Here is a 17,159-nt window from a genome sequence, read left to right on the forward strand (position 1 = left end):
CGGCTTGAGTCATCTTAACGGGTAGCTTATGGATTGGATTAATTGCGGTTTCATTATATCTGTTGGTCAAACCAAAGTCGGCGAATATGTCAAATTTATGTGTGATCATAGTTAATTATCGCACTCCTGATGTTACAATAGCCTGCCTCGAATCATTGCTCCTCGCAGGAGAGCATCAGGCATTCTCCGGAAACAACCATGAGCTCAGCATCTGGCTCTGTGACAATGGGTCAAATGACGACTCCGTCTCGCGATTAACAGAATGGGCCAACAGGCGATTAGGGAAAGATGCCTGGCACTGTTTGGACGTAACGTCCGACAAAACCAATGCAGTCAATGGTGAGAGAAAAAAAATGGTCATGGTCCTCAGCGACCGGAATAGGGGATTCTCAGGAGGGAACAATCTGTGCCTGCGTCCCGCCCTTGAAACCAATCACTATGATTACTTTTTACTTGCCAATAGTGACATAGAATTCACGGAAGAAAGCCTCGGCATATTGATGAACGATGCTGCGTCTGATTCCAGTAAGGGGATATGGGGGTGTTCGATCGTCTATGGTGACACCCCCCAGAAAGTCCAGTGTGCTGGAGGATGGAAATATAACCCCCTGTTGACAACAGTGAAACCAGTCCTGGAAGGCACTGAGGTTACACGCCTGGTGGATGCGCCTCCCCAGCAGATGGATTATGTGTATGGCGCTTGCATGCTGGTCCGCTCTGAAGTCTTTCTAACTTGCGGTGTTTTGAATGAGGATCTTTTTCTGTATTATGAAGAGATAGACTTATGCCTGAGAGCTCGGCAAAAAGGATTCGATTTGGGCTGGAGCCGTGGAGCCATAGTTCGGCACGCCCACGCTTACACAACCCAAAAGCTGAAGCAAAGTCTCCGTGAATACCACGAAATGTGGGGAGTTTTGACAATCACGGGGAAGCACTACCCCTACCTGTTACCATGGGTATTACTGATACGGTGCACAGCCAAAACGGTTTTGCTTGCCGGACGCGGACGTTTCGGCCTTATTCCATGGATATACAGGGCAAGTGCTGACTATCTCTGGGGATGCACTGAAAAGGATACAGAACGAGTCAATACGTAAGCACTGCCAACGACTCAATACAAACAAGACCAACAAGTCCACTGACTTCGCGGTAAGAAGGCTGTTGCCCCCTCTCTCGCCTTATTCAAATAATTAGGCAGACTGGACGAAAAGTTTCTTCTTTATTATGAAGAACTTGATTTTACCTGCGGGCCAAGGCGCATGGGCATGCATTCTGGAGAAGACGGGACAACGTGCGGCATCGGGGCGACGCAACCACGGGAACAGTCACAAGTGCACTTCGCACGACCACGAGACTGGCCGTGTTCCATGAATCAGAATCGGTAGTCATGTGCCCACGCATACACCGACCGTTGCTTTTACCTTTGATTCTCGTTTTTCGGAGCTTGTGCAAAATGGCTGCATGGGCTTCAAATGGACAATAGGGCCTCTTGAGGTCAGCCATGAGGGCTTGTTGAACGGATTTTCGAGGAAGGAAAAAGACGGCATGACAATATCCGTGTTTATGGATTTACTGTTATTCAGGACCTTCGCAGGGTTGCGCAATGAAGTGTCCCATTACTACCTGAACTATCTGTGGTGGGTGTTCTCACCGCTTTCCACCATGCTGGTTTTTTATCTCGTCTTTGGCGTATTCCTGAATCAAGGAACCGAGAATTACGTGGGATTTCTGATCTGCGGCATCAGCAGCTGGCAATGGTTCGCCAATACGGTGAACAACTCGGCCAGCAGTATCAACAATGGACGCGGCCTCATGCTTCAGGTCAACATCCCCAAGATATTCTTCCCGGTGGAAGTGCTGCTCATGGACTCCTTCAAGCATGCATTCGTTGTATGTCTGCTGCTGATATTCCTGCTCATCTATCCAACACCGGTCAGCATCACCTGGATCGCCTTGCCGTTGCTCCTGGTCATACAGTTCATAACAAACGCCGCCTTTGCCCTGCTGGTGGCCATGGTGGTGCCGTTTGTGCCCGATCTGCGCTTCGTGGTGCAGACAGTGATTCAATTGGCTTTCTTTGGTTCGGGAGTCTTCTACTCAATCGACGAGGTGGTTCTGCCCAAACATCGAGCCATTATCTATGCGAACCCCATGGCAGGGCTGATCAAGAACTATCGTGACATACTCCTCGACGCACAGTGGCCGGATTGGAATTACCTTTTGTGGGTATTCTTGGGATCCTCGTGCCTGCTGGCCTGCTGCATACTGCTGATAACCCGTCTGAACCATGTCTATCCCAGGATTTGTCAACAGTGAGTAGCGCTATTCTTACATTGGATTCCGTGGATTACCGTTTCCGCGTCAGAAAGAAGGGCTTCAAATTCGTCAATTTTCAAGCTCTTGAAGACATCTGCCTGTCTCTGCACGAAGGAGAAACCCTGGGGGTGATCGGCGACAACGGGGCCGGAAAATCCACTCTGCTCAAAATAATCGCCGGCATCCTCATGCCGACCCGGGGCAAGGTGGTGCATCACCGAGAACTCTCCACATCGCTGCTGTCATTGCAAATCGGTTTCTCGCCACAATTGTCCGGCGTGGATAACGCCATCATGGGAGGGATGCTGGCAGGCTACAGTAGACGCGAGGCCCAGAGTCATCTGGAGGAAATCATCGAATTTTCCGAACTCGGAGAGCGCATTTACGATCCCTTGAAATCGTATTCCAGCGGCATGCAGGCGCGTCTTGGATTTGCCGTAGCCATGACCGTTGGGCCGGACATCCTGCTGGTAGACGAGGTCTTGGGTGTAGGGGACGCGGCCTTCCAGGCCAAGTCCATGGCGCGTATGCAGGAACGGATGATCTCCGGCCAGACCGTGGTCTTCGTATCCCACAGCGTACCGGTAGTGCGGCAGTTGTGTACTCGGGCAGTATGGTTGGACCAGGGCCGGGTTCACTTATCCGGGGATGTGGAAAAAGTACTGGAAGCCTATGTCGCAAAGGGCGGGGGGAATGCAACGAACAGCTGACAACGGGGGACGGGAGAAGTCTCAGGACTCGTCGTTCTCCGAAAACCAACCGAGGTCCGTGTGACTACACGAGGGAAGACGGCCGTGGTGGTGCTCAACTACAATGGCCTCAAGGTCAATGAAGCCTGCCTGAATTCTCTGCGTCAAGAAGGCACCCCTGGGGTGGAGGTGTTGTTCGTGGACAACGACTCCACAGACGGTTCCTTTGAAAAAGCACAACAAGAATATCCGGAATTTGTCCACCAGCAAAACGGAACAAATCTCTTTTTTGCCGGGGGTAACAATAGAGGACTGGAAACAGTTCTGTCCGGGGACACGGAGTTCATCTTCATTCTCAACAACGACACCGTCGTAGAGCCCGGCTGTATCGATCGTCTACAGACTTTCCTGGAGAGACACCCGGAGGTTGGTGCCTGCCAACCGCTGCTGTGCAGCATGGACAACCCTGAAAAAATAGCCTCCGGAGGGTGTCGCCTGGGTGGAGTTGGCAAGGCCTGGGACCACGCCTGCGGGCAGCCGCTGGAAACAGTGGGAGACAAGCCATACCAGGTGCTCGGCGTTACCGGTGGGGCCATGTTGGTGCGGACCTCAGTCCTGCGCTCCGTGGGGCTGTTTGACGAGTCCTTCCAAATGTATTTCGAGGATGTGGACCTGAGTTTGCGCATGCGCAACGCCGGCTGGGAATTGTATTGTGTCCCGACTGCTCGGGTGCTGCACAAGGGGTCGGCCTCCACGGTTGCGCTGGGCATGTGGCGACGCGCCTATTATTGCGAACGCAATTCATACCGGGTGATGCTCAACAACTTTCCCCCCGGACGGCTTGCCATGGGCTACGCTCGGGGAGTGCCCCTGGCCATAGTTGCCTCGGCATATAACATCCTGACCGGCAGATGGCGATATGGCTGGAGTATCCTCAAGGCTGTTTTGCTTGGCGTGTTGGACGGCATCGCCAGTCTGCCGCAAGTATGGCAGCAACGAAAACGCCCCTGCCGATTTGAAGAGCGTGTTGACTGGAAGGTGGGATACCCCCCCTGCCCGACCGAGCCAATGGAAGACACCCGGCCCACCGGACAGTGAGGGACCGTTCCAGAACGAGCCGAACAGGCAAGACTGGACGTGCGAACACTTCGGATCAAGTCCGCAGACGTTTGCCCCCCTTCATCGACATGCATGAGTAGCGGCTTTCGACGCTCGTAAGACAAAATATGCACGCACACTTTCGTCTCGTTGCGTGCCAGACATCTCTGCCGGACACCGTCAGCCAGCTGCGAAGACTTTACATTCCGTGTGTTTGTTGCAAGGATACCATCGACTATAAAATCAAGCTGATGTATATGGATACTTGCCGCCTGATAGAAAAAAAACACCTCACAAGCGCTCGATGACTGCGCATTGCTGCATAGGGAGTAATCATGGAAGCCGCACTACTATTCCCACCCCCATGGGCGCCTTGGGCTCCGCCCTATTCCATCGCGTTGCTTGCGGCGCAGGCAAAGGCCCGTGGACACCGGATCAACGTTTACGATCTCAATATCGACATGTACCGCCACGTGTCCGAGGAAGAACAGATTTATTGGAACGATGCTTATGTGAATAAGTGGGATTCCGAAGAGGCTGTGGCAACCATGTTTGAAAAACATGGGAACTATATCCGAAAATATGCCAAGCGGGTCGCATCGAGCCGAAATGCAATCATTGGAATCAGTGTCTCATCAGCCTCAAGCCTGTTTGCCATGGAAGTAGCTCGGCTCATTAAACATTACGATCCAGGGAAATACATTGTCTTTGGCGGTCCGGATTGCTTCCGGGCCGAAGAGTTCATCGGTATTTTACAGAAATCCGTGGCGGACGCCATCTGTACCGGAGAGGGAGACGTCGCCTGGGGCGAATTGCTCGACATGTTTGCGCGCGCTCCAGAAGCGATTGAATCAGTCAAAGGGTATGTCTTTCGCAAGGGACAGGATTTCGTGGACACGGGCGATCCTGATGTAATCAAAGATTTGGACAGCCTGGAATTGCCGGATTATTCTTTCTTCAAACTGAAGAAATACACAATTGGTGGACGCGCCTGCACAATGACCAGCAGAGGGTGCATCAACAAATGCGCCTATTGCAGTGAATCCCCGAACTTCAAGTTCTACCGAACACGTTCTGCAGAGAATATCGTTTCCGAGCTGCGCATGTTGGTGGACACTTTCCGGTCAAAAAAAAACCCTATCCCTTTCGTCAACTTCAGTGACTCACTGATCAACGGCAATATTCGCGTTCTTGAAGACCTGTGCGAGCGCATCATCGACAGTGGGTTGGATATCCGGTGGGGAGGCATGGCGTTGTTGCGCAAGGAAATGACGCCGCAATTACTCAAACTAATGAAAAAGGCCGGTTTTGTGGAGGTCATGTGGGGACTGGAGTCCGGCAGCCAGAGGGTGCTGGATCTGATGCAAAAGAAACGATTTTCCATTGCCCTTGCGGAAGAGATTATCTCCAATGCCTTTGACTTGGGCATTGATCAGTATGTAAATTTCATTGTCGGCTTTCCTGGGGAGACGGAAAGCATGTTCCTTGAGACCGCAGGGTTCGTGGTGCGGCATGCGCACAAATTCCAGAAAATCGGCTTGCCGATTATGGAAATAAGAAGAAATTCAAAAGTTTATGATTGCCCTGACGATTTTTCAATCCAGGATCCAACCGCGCAATTGGACTGGGTGACCAACGATGGGGTCAATACCTTTGCCCTACGGAAGGAACGCCGGGATTATCTCTCTCTTCTGGTGGAGTCGCGATTGTTCGATCAGGGGCGGTATTAGCGCAACTGCACAAAAACCTGACGCCTTTGCAGCCATGCTAGCATCTGGCGCTAACGGTCGTGGCCCATTTGCCACCATGCAAGGAAACCACCGTCCTCACGCGATGTGTCGAACGGGTCTGGAAAGCTGATCTGCAAATCCTTGCGATCCCGATAGAGTCTGCGCATGGCATTTTCTATTTTTTCCCCGTTGTCAAAGACGCTGTACGCCCACGGACAGCGGCCAAGCTGTTCCTGTCCGTGCCGCTCCAACTGGCGGGCGTACCAATCCCAAAGCTCGTTGACCACGGTGTTGGAGGAGGCATATTTGGCCAACATGGTGGCTCCGGCCCCAGAGTCGTATCCCGTAAAATGATAGAATCGAAGGGGACGTCCATCCACCAGGATGGTACCATCATCGCCCATGGCCACGTCCCGGTGAGCAAGGTTCCAGGTAGCCACGTTATAGTTGGATTTTCTGAGGATATGGAGCTGATCGAAAAAGACCGGAGCATGGTCGCACCACTTCTGATCGGTGAACAATCCTGAGGGGATGTCGTCATAGCAGAAGTGCAGCAGGCGTTCGTTCCACCATTGGATGAAATCCCGACCCTGCCCCGCATTTTTCACCGCAAAGAACCCAAGATTGAAAATGCCGTGTTTCAGGCTGCAAATCTCATTATCGATGATGGCCGGCAACTCTGTTTCGGGACAAAGCTGATGGGGAGTGAGGATGAGGGGGTGTGTATGCAGCAGATCGATCAGGTTATCCATGCTGTTGAATACCGCCGTGTCAGGATCAAGGTAGATCAGGAAATTCGGATTATGCTCCTCCAGAATACGCATCGCGGCCATCCCCTTTGTCGCGGTGCACAGTTCCACCACGCGATGCATGAATGCCCAGGACTGCCAATTTTCAACGCCGAGTTGGTCAAGTGTCAGCAGGGTGTCAAACGGTTCTTTCTCAAGGTCGAAAGGATCAATCGGAGTGTCGGAGAGAACCAGATCGAACTGCCAGTCCGGGTGATGAGCCTTGACGGATTCGGCCAGCACTCTTGCCTTTGGCAGATAGCAGTTATTGACCGAGGTAAAGCAGCGGATAGAGGATGTCATTGGGTAAGCCTCCCTGAGATGGGTATGGAGAAAGACCGGGTCGCCAGGAGGCATGGTCGGTTGTCTCTCAAAAGTCGTTGTCGACAGCCGTCGTAGAAAGCCCAACGCGAGACGTGCGATACAGAGCCTGTGGATTGTTTTCTGTCGGTTGCGTCCATGTATTCAAATAGATGTGGTTGAAGGCCTGCTTATCGAAAGCCTGCCCGGTGTAGGTTACTAGGACTCGGAGCGAGCCTCGTCATCTTTCTCCCTTTGGTCGGACAGCAACAATTCGGGCGTTCGGATAGTGAACTCCATACGCTTGGCGGCACTGTGTTCACGCCGGAAGCTGTCGAGATGAGCGAGCATTGTCTCTTCGTCCGCGAGAAAAGCGAACAACGCCTCCTCCGAATCGAAGACTTTTCCCCACCCCCACCGCTCAACGGCCCGGGCGATATTCCCACTTTGCTTGTGTGTCAGGATAAAGCAGCCTGCGGACACAGCCTCGTACATCACATAGGAAAATGTTTCGGGCCAGGTGGACCAGAGTATGACCATGTCGATGTCATGTTCACGCAGTGCCCTGACCATCGCTTCCGGATCGGCATGGGTGACGTTCACCTCCGCAAAGCGTTCTCGCCCATCCGACTTGCCGTTTCCAAGGTGAAAACAGTTGTAGCGGCTGGAGATGTCCGCATGCCGGTCTATGAAATTGCGCCAAGCCAGCCAGCCCTTCTTGGGCATGGGATAGCCGACATAGGCGATATTGGGCCGAAAGCGCGACTTGGCGACCGTATGGCGATTAGACTCCGTGTCGGGAATGTCGTGCAGGACCACGTGAGGGGTGATAGTGACCTGTTCCCTGTACTCTGGATATTCGGAACACCACAGTTCCTTCGAAGCCTCGGACGGGGTAAGGAAAACCGGCGAGAGATGCTGAAAGAATGTACGGAAACGGGGAAGCTCACGACGACGCAACTCTCCAAAGAGGCAGATAAGACAGGAATTGCTGTCAGGATGCGGAATGTCGCAATACACACGTTCGTTGCGCAAAAGGGTATACTGCGGACAGACCGTGAAAAAATCGTGTAGCCAGAAAATGACCGTGGTTTTGAGCATTGTTGATAATACTTCCACTGCGTCCAGATCCCAGCCGAGAAGATGCTGGATGATGACCCCACGACAATTGGCGCCCTGAATAGCCTTGAGGCCGAGTCCCAGGGAACTGAAATCCTGCGTGCTCATGGTGCCCATGGGTTTGCCGTTGAGATTGACCCCGACGGGCACCTCCTGCCCGGGGGATGAAACCGAGGCCAGGGGCGACAGGGGATACATGTGGAGATAGGCCACGCCCTTGTTGGTAAAGGCATTCTGTTCGTGGAGCATGTGGGCCTGCACTCCCCCGACGCTGACCGTATAGTTGTCGTGGCTGGTGACCACGACGAAATCATTGCCTCGCAATCGTTCACTCAGGCGGGACAGCACGGACTCGACCCCGTCCACCTGTACCTCCGGCTCGGGGGTACCCTGCAGGGGAGACTCGCATGAACCTGTTTCCCCGGTAGACAGGGATTGCGGACGCGGCAAACGCGATTCCGCCCTGCCCCAAAGCAGGTAATGCAGCAGCGGATTAATGCCCTTGCTTTCAACATCTGGATACATGCTTACGTAGAATCGAGGATCAAAGGACTCGCACGGACGGCGCAACTCCTTGTACCCATGCTGCATGAAATGCAGAAGCGGGTCCATTCCATCCCGCTCAACATCAGGATTGTTACGCAGGTAATAATCAGGGTCGAACAAGCCGGAATCCTTGACAAGAGCTGTGTCACGGCGAAGGCGCCAGTGCCGGACCCCCACGGCCCAGGAACTCGCCAGAAAAGAGTCGCCCCACCGCTTGAGCCTGCTCATGAGACTGGGTTTCCTTGACTGCAAGAGGTGCGCGACCAGCCCAGTCAAATCGGCATTGGCCTTGAGCATCCGGTCTTCGAAGGTTGCCTGCCGTTTGGAAACGCCGTCCAGTGCCGCAAGGACAGCAGTATCGCTCCCTTGTACGTCCTCGCGAATCCCTCGAATCTTTTCGCTCAACGCGTGATCCAGAGCGGAGACCCGCTCTCCAAACTCCTGGGAAGACAGACCGATATGATTGATGGTCGAGCAGAGTTCGCGTTGAGCTGAGAGCATGTCTTCCACGTGCTGCCTGTTCTCGTTGAATTCTTCAACTATCTTGCCGTACTGTTCCAGAATGTTGTGTTCCTGATCCGACATACGGAGTTGCCCTCCGGCTTCCGCGGTAACGGCAGAAAGGAGCCAGCGAATATCGAATTCAACGACCCACTGGCCACTGTCCATACCGCAGGATTCGGGCATGGGGATAGCAATATGCGCTTCCGGTGAGGTGGCACAGAACAGATCTCCAAACAAGGTTGGCGCGTAGGTCACTCCGGAGAAACTCGCGTGCTGCGTTATGGCTTCTTCATTCGGTAGTTGGAGAACAGTTTCGGCCCGGCCTTTTCCATCATAAAAACGGACGCGCAGGGAGCGCAGACTGAAGAAGGTCGGCTGTGTACAGGGGTCGATTCGCAGAGTAGGACCGAGCACACCATTGATCTCGGCACGAACCCTTTTTTGGACCGCGCATAACGGATAGGCCCAGGTTTGGGAATTCGTTTCGCTCATGGCATCCGATTCACCGGACCAGTAAAGTTTGACCCGTTCGGACTGTCCACTGAACATGATCCGGGCAATGTCGTCCAGACCATGTATGGCAACCACATCCTTGAATTCATGGATGATGTCCTGCGTTTTGGTGGCGGTATCGGGAACACCTATCACCGCGAACTCTCTGGCAAACTCCATGTCGGCGGTAGCACCTCGCCGGTTGTGATTGTCAGGCGTCCAGTATCGCGGAGAATGAAAAAAGCACTGATAATTCCAAGTATCAAGCAATGATGAAATTCGTTTCGCCTGCTCCAGCGTGTTACTTTCCACATAGATACATGGAGTATGTCGAGCGATGGTCGCCTCCGCCCCGCGCAGGATGTCCATCTCCATGCCCTCGCAATCCACCACCAGAAGTCGGCAGGACGCGATAGCATATGCATCCAACGGTTTGATATTCACTTCCCGGTCCGACGCACTGAAGGAGGAATGGCTGAGTGCTATGGCGCCAAAATTATTGGATGCATTATAGTCAAGCGGCTCAAGATAGGCGACTCCCTCGGCATTACCCAGGCCGACCTTGTGCAGAGTGACGTTGTCAGGAGTATTGTCGGCCACATTCAGGCGTAACAATTCATAAATTTCGGGTTGAGGCTCAAAGGCGAGGACACTGCCCTCCGGCCCCACAGCCTGCGCGTAAGCGATGGTCTGGACACCAATATTGGCACCCGCCAACACCACGCCGTCTCCCTTCTGCAACAATGCGGAACACAACCCGATTTCCTGTTGGGCCCATTCGCCATAGCGGCCCAGGCTGGGGCCGATCACCGTATCCGCGCTAAGGGTTTGAAGCTTGCCCCACCGGGTGGCAACGGCACAAGTGGCCGGTCGTACCGACTCCTCGTCTCCCTTTTTCGCTTTGTTGCTCATGCTAGTACGTTTGCTCATTGTGGGATTGTGCTCTTCGCATATTCTCCGGTATGTACGCCGCGTCATCACTCACAGGCTCGTGTGGAGAGTTTTGCATTTTCAGGGACGATACCCCGTTGCTACGGCGCCCCGGTCAGGACGTGGGCGGGGAGATTTGCTGGTACCTATGGATGGCATGTTCATTGACGCCAGCCACCCGCTTGTTGGTCGCTTGCACACAACAGATACGAAAAAGTCCAGACCAGCGTGGGAATAATGCCGCAAAAAGTGCAAGATTGCCAGACGAAAGTTGATCGCATGTGACGCAACCCCCGATAAAGATGTACAGTCTCCATGGAAACACCAGTTGCGTTTACTGAAAACCATGAGGCCGCCTTCCATTGTACTCACTTATACACAACGTACACCGATGCACTTCGGCCCCCCAGCACGTCTTCCCTTGAATATCGGGCGATCAGCGGCTGTTCTGCTCTATAAAGACAAGGAGCCTTTGGGTAAATCGGCCATCTTCAAAGAACAGATCCCTGATTGTCGTAAAGTGATTTCTCTCCTCCTGAATGTATAAATCTGCACTGTTCCCCGCCTGCTCTGCTGCGGTTTGGTACTCTCTGGCCTGCCGGATAAACTCTGAAGATTCATCAGCCCCGACAGAGACAAGCAGCGGCATGTCGCCTGCCGGAAGCTGAAACAAGGCGCTCTCCCGCAGAATACAATCGTGCGTTAGCCGGAGTGTTGGTTGCAGCCAGGAATAATACAAAGGGGATAGGTCGAATATGCCGCTTATTGGAACACCTGCTCGAATGGCTTCTTTCGACACACGATATTCCCCTTCCCAGTCCGTGGCCGCCAGCATGCCAACCTGTTGAGCACCGGCAGAATGTCTGCAAATAAAGATATTGCCGGAATCGCCATTGAATGTGTGGATATATTCATACACCCACGCAACAGCGGCCCGATTCTGATGCGTTATTATCGGCAGTACGACCGATGGGCAAAGCGAATAATTGGGAATAACGACAGTGAAACCGATAGCCACAAGCCCTTTGGCGACAAGGCTGAAATCGCGGCTGCTCATGCTTTTCCAATATCCGCCGTGAATAAAGATCACGACCGGTGCATCGGCTGATTCGGCGGGGAAAATATCCAGAGTTTCATCAACGTTATGCCCATAAGGGACATCCAGAGTACACTTCAACTCATTTCTGGTTGTCTCGTTTGCGTCAGAGTCAAACGCCATATAGGCATTCAAATCCGAAACCATTGAAACAGCGTTGTATTCCCGATCGATATCTTCAGCATTGGCAAATTCTCTGTAGACATTCATGCAAAAGCCTCTGATTCACCTATTATTTTCGATCCCCTTCAACCGGCGATATTGGTCCCATATCTGCTTTGATCGTGTTCCAAACGACAACCACGGAGGATAGAACGCCGACATGCGCGTTCATACTTTCGAACATGTTCCCTTTGAAGGCCCCGCCGCTCTGGAAGAATGGGCCTTTGTCAACGGCCACACCCTGACCAAAACCCCCGTGTATGCAAACACACGGCTGCCCGACCCGGACGACTTCGACGTCCTGATCGTTCTGGGCGAGCCGAAGAGCGTCCATGACGAGGCCGAACATCCTTGGTGTGCAGTTCATCTGGAAAACACTCTCCGCAGCATGGAACTACTGATGAATAATTGTAACAGCGAGATCGTAGACGCGCCGTTCGTGCAGGATGCGAAACATATGCGATTCCGGGTCAATGAATGCGAACAGCCGCGTCCGCTGCTCGACAACCTGCTGAACAACCACACAAAGGAGTAACCTCTGCGGCATCCCAAACGTGAATAAGGATAAGGCCACTGTGCGATAACGGCTAAGGAGCTGTACGACCATGCAACTCGGACTCTGGGCCGACAGCACCCCCTATGTGGTCACGGTGAATTTCAGTTACGCCGACACGCCGTCTATTTCCACCGCGCCATGTCCGGACACAAGAGGGATTGTATCCGTTTGAACGGTCTGGCCGCTCTTACCGCAGTGGTGGAAAGCGAGCTGATCCGGGATGAAGACGGCTGCGGGCGAGCCACTCTCCTGGAAAATACAGAGGACAAGGCCAGGGACCTATCGGCGGCTATCCGGAAAAGGTCACCATCACCAACAGACTGAAACGAAACGCCCGGTCCTTTTTTTTTCAAATCTTTGCTTTTTATTCACAGAGGAGTATGTTGGCGGCCACTCAAAGCTACTATAATGAATACTATCCTCTTAACAAATATTTCACGTTCAAACGACGAACCAAGGAGGCACCCCCATGGGTATTTGCAAGCAACTGGTAGAAAGCATGCAGGAGCAGGCAGAAGGCCGATTTTTGGAAAACCTGACCATTGGATTGGGATACACTGCCGTATATACTGATGATGGCGGCATCGGGGTTGCCTATACCCCCGACTCGAAAAAGGGAGAATGCTCGGTGCTGCCTCCCAATGAGGATTATGAAGGCAGGCCCGCATCCGAGGTATTGGACCTGCTCCTCTCGGGCAGGGATCTGCACCGGGCCATCGGGTTGGCGCTCATCAATGCCTTAAATCACGCCCAGGCCCAGAAGTTACCGGAAGACAGAGACAACTCGATTATGTTCGACACGCTGGGCATAGACCAAGGAACCAAAGTCGCCATGGTGGGCCACTTTGCTCCCATTGTTGCCCGTCTTCAGGAGAGGGGAGCCCAGGTGGAATTTGTCGACAGGGGCAAAGGATTGGGTGATGAGCTGCAGTTCTCGGAAAGGCTGGACTCCTGGGCTGAGGTCGCCATAGTGACCTCCACCAGCATCATCAATAATACGTTGGATGATCTGCTCACCAGCATGAGCAATGATGTGCGCGTGGCTTTGATGGGGCCTTCCACCCCATTGCTGAAAGCCCCGTTTCAAGAGAACGTACGTCTGCTCGCCGGCACCGTGCCCATGGATTCCGAGGCTACGCTCAGGGCTGTGCGGCAGGCCAAAGGCACGCCAGTAATCCAGAAGTTTTCCAAAAAAACACTTCTCGTACTGTAATACGCTTGTGCGTTTTTCCAGACCTGCCAAAAATGACAAACCATGCGGGAAAATGCCTGGAGATACGCTGTGTTATCAGAGTAGAATCGTTTGTGACCACACGGACTTCAGTCCCCGCACACTCCGGGGCTCGCTGAACCCCGATTTGCGCAGATGCAATTCTCAGGCTCTGCTTGTGACCAAAAAGTCTCTACTTTACACCAGCCCTGCCTTGCAGGGATTTTACCAAGTTTCTGTGAGGTGAATCACCTCACAGAAGAGACACGGCTACAGCGGCTTTTTGAAAGCGATTCGGCGGGAATTAGATGTACTGCCAGACTTTGTCGATTGTTGTTTCCATAACGGCAACAGCGCAAAGATCGCTACAGGCGATTCCAACGACCTCGGCCCGAAGCCTCCCCTCCCCCTGCTTTTTGTTGAAGGCGTCCATTACTGTAATGGCGTCACTGAGGGTGCGAGATTGTGGAGAGCTACCATCATGCGTCCGGGGGTGGTAGCCTATGTAAATTGTTTTACCCTTTTCCTGTTCTCTGTTCATATCCTGCGCTCGTTGATTTATGGTTGTTCTGTATTCGATCCTGTGGCTGGAGTCTGTGCCCCGACCCAAGGGATTGAATTTCAGTGATTTTCCGTAACCTACACGTAGTTGCGCCTACTGCGAAATCCACGTGAAATGGAGAAAATTGTAGACACACTGCCGTTTTGGATACCCCTGCGACATCCACATTCCTCTTGTTACATCCAAACAGATTATGCCTTTCTTGACATAGCTTAATCCGGCAATCAATAGAAAAGGGACTTCCCCCTATGAAAGAAAGGGGAAAGCAACAAAGCATAACCCTGAAATATCAACATGATTCGGAGTCACAGTCCGCACAATGCCACAGACCAAAAGTGTAGACTAACCATAACTATTCTACCGTATATTCCACGAAAAAAGGCTTAGAAGGAAAACCTTCCAAGCCTTTATAATCTTGGTGGAGCTACGCGGAATCGAACCCACGACCTCTTGAATGCCATGCAGGAGGACGATTGTGTAACGATTGAAATACTTTGACTTTTTATTATGAAATCAACAGGAAATCAGTGATGTTGGAGGTGTGTTGAATGCGTTTGGTTGACCGGATGGTTGACCATTTTTTTTTGCACCTGCTCAAATTATCCCTTCGACTTTATAGAAACGTTTGCATTGCAAGAACTAACAAGATATAAGTAGAACAACTTATAACCACTTACAACTCCTTGTCGAAGTCCATGAAGTCCCTTTTAACCAATCCGGGCATAAACACGGCAAACCGAGTTTCATCATTGACCAAAAGAACGGATTTTCTACGAAAGAATCTAAAGATATTGCCATGCCAGCCTTGTAGCCCACGTTTATCAGCGGGCTCTAGGATTTGTGCTGGCTTGATCTCGGCCAAAAGCTTCTGAGTACATCCAATATAAGGCATCTATGATCTCATCTCGTTGGGTGGTGAAGGGTTCCTCACTCTGGTAGCCACAATCGGGCTCAGGATCAACTCAGATAAATTCTCCAGGATGATGTGGTGGGTTATTCATTTAATAGGTATGGTGTACCTCTAATTCCTAACTCCAAACCCGAAATATAATTAGGGAGGTGTCCCCATAATTTCGCAAATCGAGCCTCGACGACAAGGCACTACCTCTTTCTCAAAAAGGTAGTGCCTTGCATGACTCATTACGAGGAGAGTGTTTCAATGGCCTTACCAGCCTGCTGGAGAGAAGAAACCACCCCTCCGGCATCTCCAATGGAGATCGCAGCAGCAAGATTGATTGCTGCAGCGGCAGCTGTCATTATTTCTTTGACGGTCTCCAGGTTTTTCGAAACCTCATTAAGTCTGGAGGTTGCCTTTTTAACCGATGGTACTAATGACCGAATCTCAGTGAATAGCTCAAACACTCCCAATGCTTCAATCCTTCGAGCTTTACGGCGCAGAGAACCAGCCTCGTTTCTCAAATCCTCTACCTCTTGTTCCTGCAAAGAATTCTCATTGTCATCACAAAATTGGTAAATTTTCTCTGCTTGCTCGATCAAGTCAGAAACTATTTTATCGGTGTCGTTGTTGGACATTTTGACCTCCTAAGCGTTTACTTATTCCACGACCTCAAAACTATCCCTTATCGTATATATATCAGTAACCAAAAGCCGAACTTCTGTAACCAGAGTTTCGACATCAAGATTACCACGCCAAGCAAGCTCCATCAGTGCCTCATGTGCGGCGATGATATTATCCATCTTTTGGGAATAACTAGCCAGAATAGCTCTTCGCTCTTTCAATTCTGATGCAAATTGCATCTGCCGTTCTTTTAGGAGCGTTGAAGCAACAACGTCCTTTTGCTTTTTGAGCATGTCATCAAAATAGATACTTGCTTCTTCCTCTTCCCTATCCAACAGTTTCTTATATCCATAGACGCTAACTGACCTTAATTGCATCATGAACTTCCTGATATCTTTTCCATCGTCAGCAAAAACCTTTTCGAGTTCGCTACGACGATAAGTATCGGAGGCCCACTTCATGACGATCTTAGCGGTTTCGTCGATGGCACTGGTAAATCCAGAGCCGAATTTACTATCTAGAGATGTACTCCCCTTCTTATTCAAAAGGCTGTTGAGACTGGATGTGCAATCTTTGATTTCATCATCGAAATTTATGGTCTCATCTTGAGTCAATTGCTGAAGGGCAATACCATAATATATTAGAATAAGGTGCATTTCGGAAAAAACTTTTCCGCTGTTCATCCATAATTGAGCAGTACCCAATTCTTCCTGATAACCTTCGTAGCCCCCCCCCCTTCACTCGGCACAGACATTTTATAGATATACATGACAGTACGATTGGGTGACTCCGAAAAATCCTCTGCAATCAACTGCACTTCGCTTTTAGTGTCAACAATCGCGTCTGCGTATACCTTCACGTTTGGAACTTTGACACATCCAACTATCCCAAGGACCAAAAAAAGCAGTAAAAAAATGCATTTTCCCAATTTCTTCATCGGCATAATTCCTCCTTTGTATGATTCATTTCTACTAATATAGGAATACTCATTATAGTTAGTATTATAAAAAACCATACTCTATAGGCATGTTTTCATGGGATTAGGGAGACAACACACCTATTATCCCAGATCCTGCTTCCATCCCCCCTGACATCATTTGTATATTCTTTTGTATATTCCACGAAAAAAGGCTTAGAAGAAAAACCTTCTAAGCCTTTGAAATCATTGGTGGAGCTGGAGGGAATCGAACCCACGACCTCTTGAATGCCATTCAAGCGCTCTCCCAACTGAGCTACAGCCCCACGCTGTTGGGACCGCCAAATTGCTCAATGATGCGACGATTGTCAATAAAAAAAACGAGCCTGACAGAAAAATAATATCGACTAAGGGTTCCGATTATCAGTAATGATATGTCCGGGATACCCCTCTTTCCCGCTTAAAATGGTGCAGCAGGGACAGTGGAGGGCCTGAAGATCGTTGTTCCGGACACGCTACTTGACGGTATATCCTCTGTTTCACGCCCCTCCCCAAGGCCAGAATGGTCTTCAATTGGACTGGAAGATTCACTCAACAACAACGCTTGGCGGTTGTACACTCTACCC

General features: G+C 51.3%; 14 protein-coding genes and 1 tRNA gene. 7 read left to right on the forward strand and 8 right to left on the reverse strand.

Annotation, left to right across the window (positions count from 1 at the left end; all coding sequences use genetic code 11):
- Positions 1-86 precede the first annotated feature (86 nt).
- From SRBAKS_RS06175 to SRBAKS_RS06195, 5 genes are all read left to right on the forward strand, one after another.
- Positions 87-1,097, forward strand: a complete 1,011-nt coding sequence (locus tag SRBAKS_RS06175) for a glycosyltransferase (RefSeq protein ID WP_229595099.1) — start codon at positions 87-89, stop codon at positions 1,095-1,097.
- Between the two features lie 448 nt (positions 1,098-1,545).
- The gene (locus tag SRBAKS_RS06180) at positions 1,546-2,316 is read left to right on the forward strand and encodes an ABC transporter permease (RefSeq protein ID WP_229595110.1); all 771 of its coding nucleotides are present in this window, start codon (positions 1,546-1,548) and stop codon (positions 2,314-2,316) included.
- Positions 2,313-3,026, forward strand: coding sequence for an ABC transporter ATP-binding protein (locus tag SRBAKS_RS06185; RefSeq protein ID WP_229595121.1), 714 nt, complete (start codon positions 2,313-2,315; stop codon positions 3,024-3,026). The genes SRBAKS_RS06180 and SRBAKS_RS06185 overlap by 4 nt, the downstream gene beginning before the upstream one ends.
- A 60-nt stretch (positions 3,027-3,086) precedes the next feature.
- Entirely contained in the window at positions 3,087-4,103 is a 1,017-nt protein-coding gene (locus tag SRBAKS_RS06190; RefSeq protein WP_229595123.1) for a glycosyltransferase family 2 protein, read from the forward strand.
- A 335-nt stretch (positions 4,104-4,438) separates the two neighbouring features.
- The gene (locus SRBAKS_RS06195) at positions 4,439-5,833 is read left to right on the forward strand and encodes a B12-binding domain-containing radical SAM protein (RefSeq protein WP_229595125.1); all 1,395 of its coding nucleotides are present in this window, start codon (positions 4,439-4,441) and stop codon (positions 5,831-5,833) included.
- Between the two features lie 50 nt (positions 5,834-5,883).
- Here the strand turns inward: SRBAKS_RS06195 and SRBAKS_RS06200 are convergent, their stop codons facing one another.
- From SRBAKS_RS06200 to SRBAKS_RS06210, 3 genes are all read right to left on the reverse strand, one after another.
- Positions 5,884-6,924, reverse strand: coding sequence for a hypothetical protein (locus SRBAKS_RS06200; RefSeq protein WP_229595127.1), 1,041 nt, complete (start codon positions 6,922-6,924; stop codon positions 5,884-5,886).
- Positions 6,925-7,140: 216 nt separating this feature from the next.
- A complete protein-coding gene (locus tag SRBAKS_RS06205; RefSeq protein WP_229595129.1) occupies positions 7,141-10,512 on the reverse strand; it encodes an FkbM family methyltransferase in 3,372 nt (1,123 codons plus the stop codon).
- A gap of 436 nt (positions 10,513-10,948) precedes the next feature.
- On the reverse strand, positions 10,949-11,818 hold the full coding sequence (locus SRBAKS_RS06210) for an alpha/beta hydrolase (protein ID WP_229595131.1): 870 nt from the start codon (positions 11,816-11,818) through the stop codon (positions 10,949-10,951).
- A gap of 112 nt (positions 11,819-11,930) precedes the next feature.
- On the opposite strand from SRBAKS_RS06210, the gene SRBAKS_RS06215 reads away from it, so the two are divergent.
- Together SRBAKS_RS06215 and SRBAKS_RS06220 are read left to right on the forward strand one after the other, a co-directional pair.
- Positions 11,931-12,305: a hypothetical protein gene (locus tag SRBAKS_RS06215; protein WP_229595133.1), complete on the forward strand. Its 375-nt coding sequence runs from the start codon at positions 11,931-11,933 to the stop codon at positions 12,303-12,305.
- Between the two features lie 490 nt (positions 12,306-12,795).
- Positions 12,796-13,539 carry a DUF364 domain-containing protein gene (locus tag SRBAKS_RS06220; protein WP_229595135.1) on the forward strand — a complete coding sequence of 248 codons (744 nt, stop codon included), beginning with the start codon at positions 12,796-12,798 and terminating at the stop codon, positions 13,537-13,539.
- Positions 13,540-13,840: 301 nt separating this feature from the next.
- Here SRBAKS_RS06220 and SRBAKS_RS06225 read toward each other — a convergent pair whose 3' ends face one another.
- The 5 genes from SRBAKS_RS06225 to SRBAKS_RS06245 form a co-directional block, all read right to left on the reverse strand.
- Positions 13,841-14,077 (reverse strand): hypothetical protein, encoded by a 237-nt coding sequence (locus SRBAKS_RS06225; protein ID WP_229595137.1) that lies wholly within the window; start codon positions 14,075-14,077, stop codon positions 13,841-13,843.
- A 694-nt stretch (positions 14,078-14,771) separates the two neighbouring features.
- Positions 14,772-14,990 carry a DUF6933 domain-containing protein gene (locus SRBAKS_RS06230; protein ID WP_229595139.1) on the reverse strand — a complete coding sequence of 73 codons (219 nt, stop codon included), beginning with the start codon at positions 14,988-14,990 and terminating at the stop codon, positions 14,772-14,774.
- A 248-nt stretch (positions 14,991-15,238) separates the two neighbouring features.
- Complete coding sequence (locus tag SRBAKS_RS06235; protein ID WP_229595140.1) at positions 15,239-15,631, reverse strand: hypothetical protein; 393 nt, start codon at positions 15,629-15,631, stop codon at positions 15,239-15,241.
- Between the two features lie 21 nt (positions 15,632-15,652).
- The gene (locus SRBAKS_RS06240; protein ID WP_229595142.1) at positions 15,653-16,321 is read right to left on the reverse strand and encodes a hypothetical protein; all 669 of its coding nucleotides are present in this window, start codon (positions 16,319-16,321) and stop codon (positions 15,653-15,655) included.
- Positions 16,322-16,783: 462 nt separating this feature from the next.
- Positions 16,784-16,859 (reverse strand) — tRNA-Ala (locus SRBAKS_RS06245).
- Positions 16,860-17,159 lie beyond the last annotated feature (300 nt).

This window comes from Pseudodesulfovibrio sediminis (genome assembly GCF_020886695.1).
GTDB lineage: Bacteria > Desulfobacterota > Desulfovibrionia > Desulfovibrionales > Desulfovibrionaceae > Pseudodesulfovibrio > Pseudodesulfovibrio sediminis.

Excerpts from the sequence above, each read along its gene's own strand:
- SRBAKS_RS06175 (WP_229595099.1), top strand. The coding sequence starts at position 87 with ATGTCAAATTTATGTGTGATCATAGTTAATTATCGCACTCCTGATGTT.
- SRBAKS_RS06180 (WP_229595110.1), top strand. The coding sequence starts at position 1,546 with ATGACAATATCCGTGTTTATGGATTTACTGTTATTCAGGACCTTCGCA.
- SRBAKS_RS06195 (WP_229595125.1), top strand. The coding sequence starts at position 4,439 with ATGGAAGCCGCACTACTATTCCCACCCCCATGGGCGCCTTGGGCTCCG.
- SRBAKS_RS06200 (WP_229595127.1), bottom strand. The coding sequence starts at position 6,924 with ATGACATCCTCTATCCGCTGCTTTACCTCGGTCAATAACTGCTATCTG.
- SRBAKS_RS06205 (WP_229595129.1), bottom strand. The coding sequence starts at position 10,512 with ATGAGCAAACGTACTAGCATGAGCAACAAAGCGAAAAAGGGAGACGAG.
- SRBAKS_RS06210 (WP_229595131.1), bottom strand. The coding sequence starts at position 11,818 with ATGAATGTCTACAGAGAATTTGCCAATGCTGAAGATATCGATCGGGAA.
- SRBAKS_RS06215 (WP_229595133.1), top strand. The coding sequence starts at position 11,931 with ATGCGCGTTCATACTTTCGAACATGTTCCCTTTGAAGGCCCCGCCGCT.
- SRBAKS_RS06220 (WP_229595135.1), top strand. The coding sequence starts at position 12,796 with ATGGGTATTTGCAAGCAACTGGTAGAAAGCATGCAGGAGCAGGCAGAA.
- SRBAKS_RS06225 (WP_229595137.1), bottom strand. The coding sequence starts at position 14,077 with ATGAACAGAGAACAGGAAAAGGGTAAAACAATTTACATAGGCTACCAC.
- SRBAKS_RS06230 (WP_229595139.1), bottom strand. The coding sequence starts at position 14,990 with ATGCCTTATATTGGATGTACTCAGAAGCTTTTGGCCGAGATCAAGCCA.
- SRBAKS_RS06235 (WP_229595140.1), bottom strand. The coding sequence starts at position 15,631 with ATGTCCAACAACGACACCGATAAAATAGTTTCTGACTTGATCGAGCAA.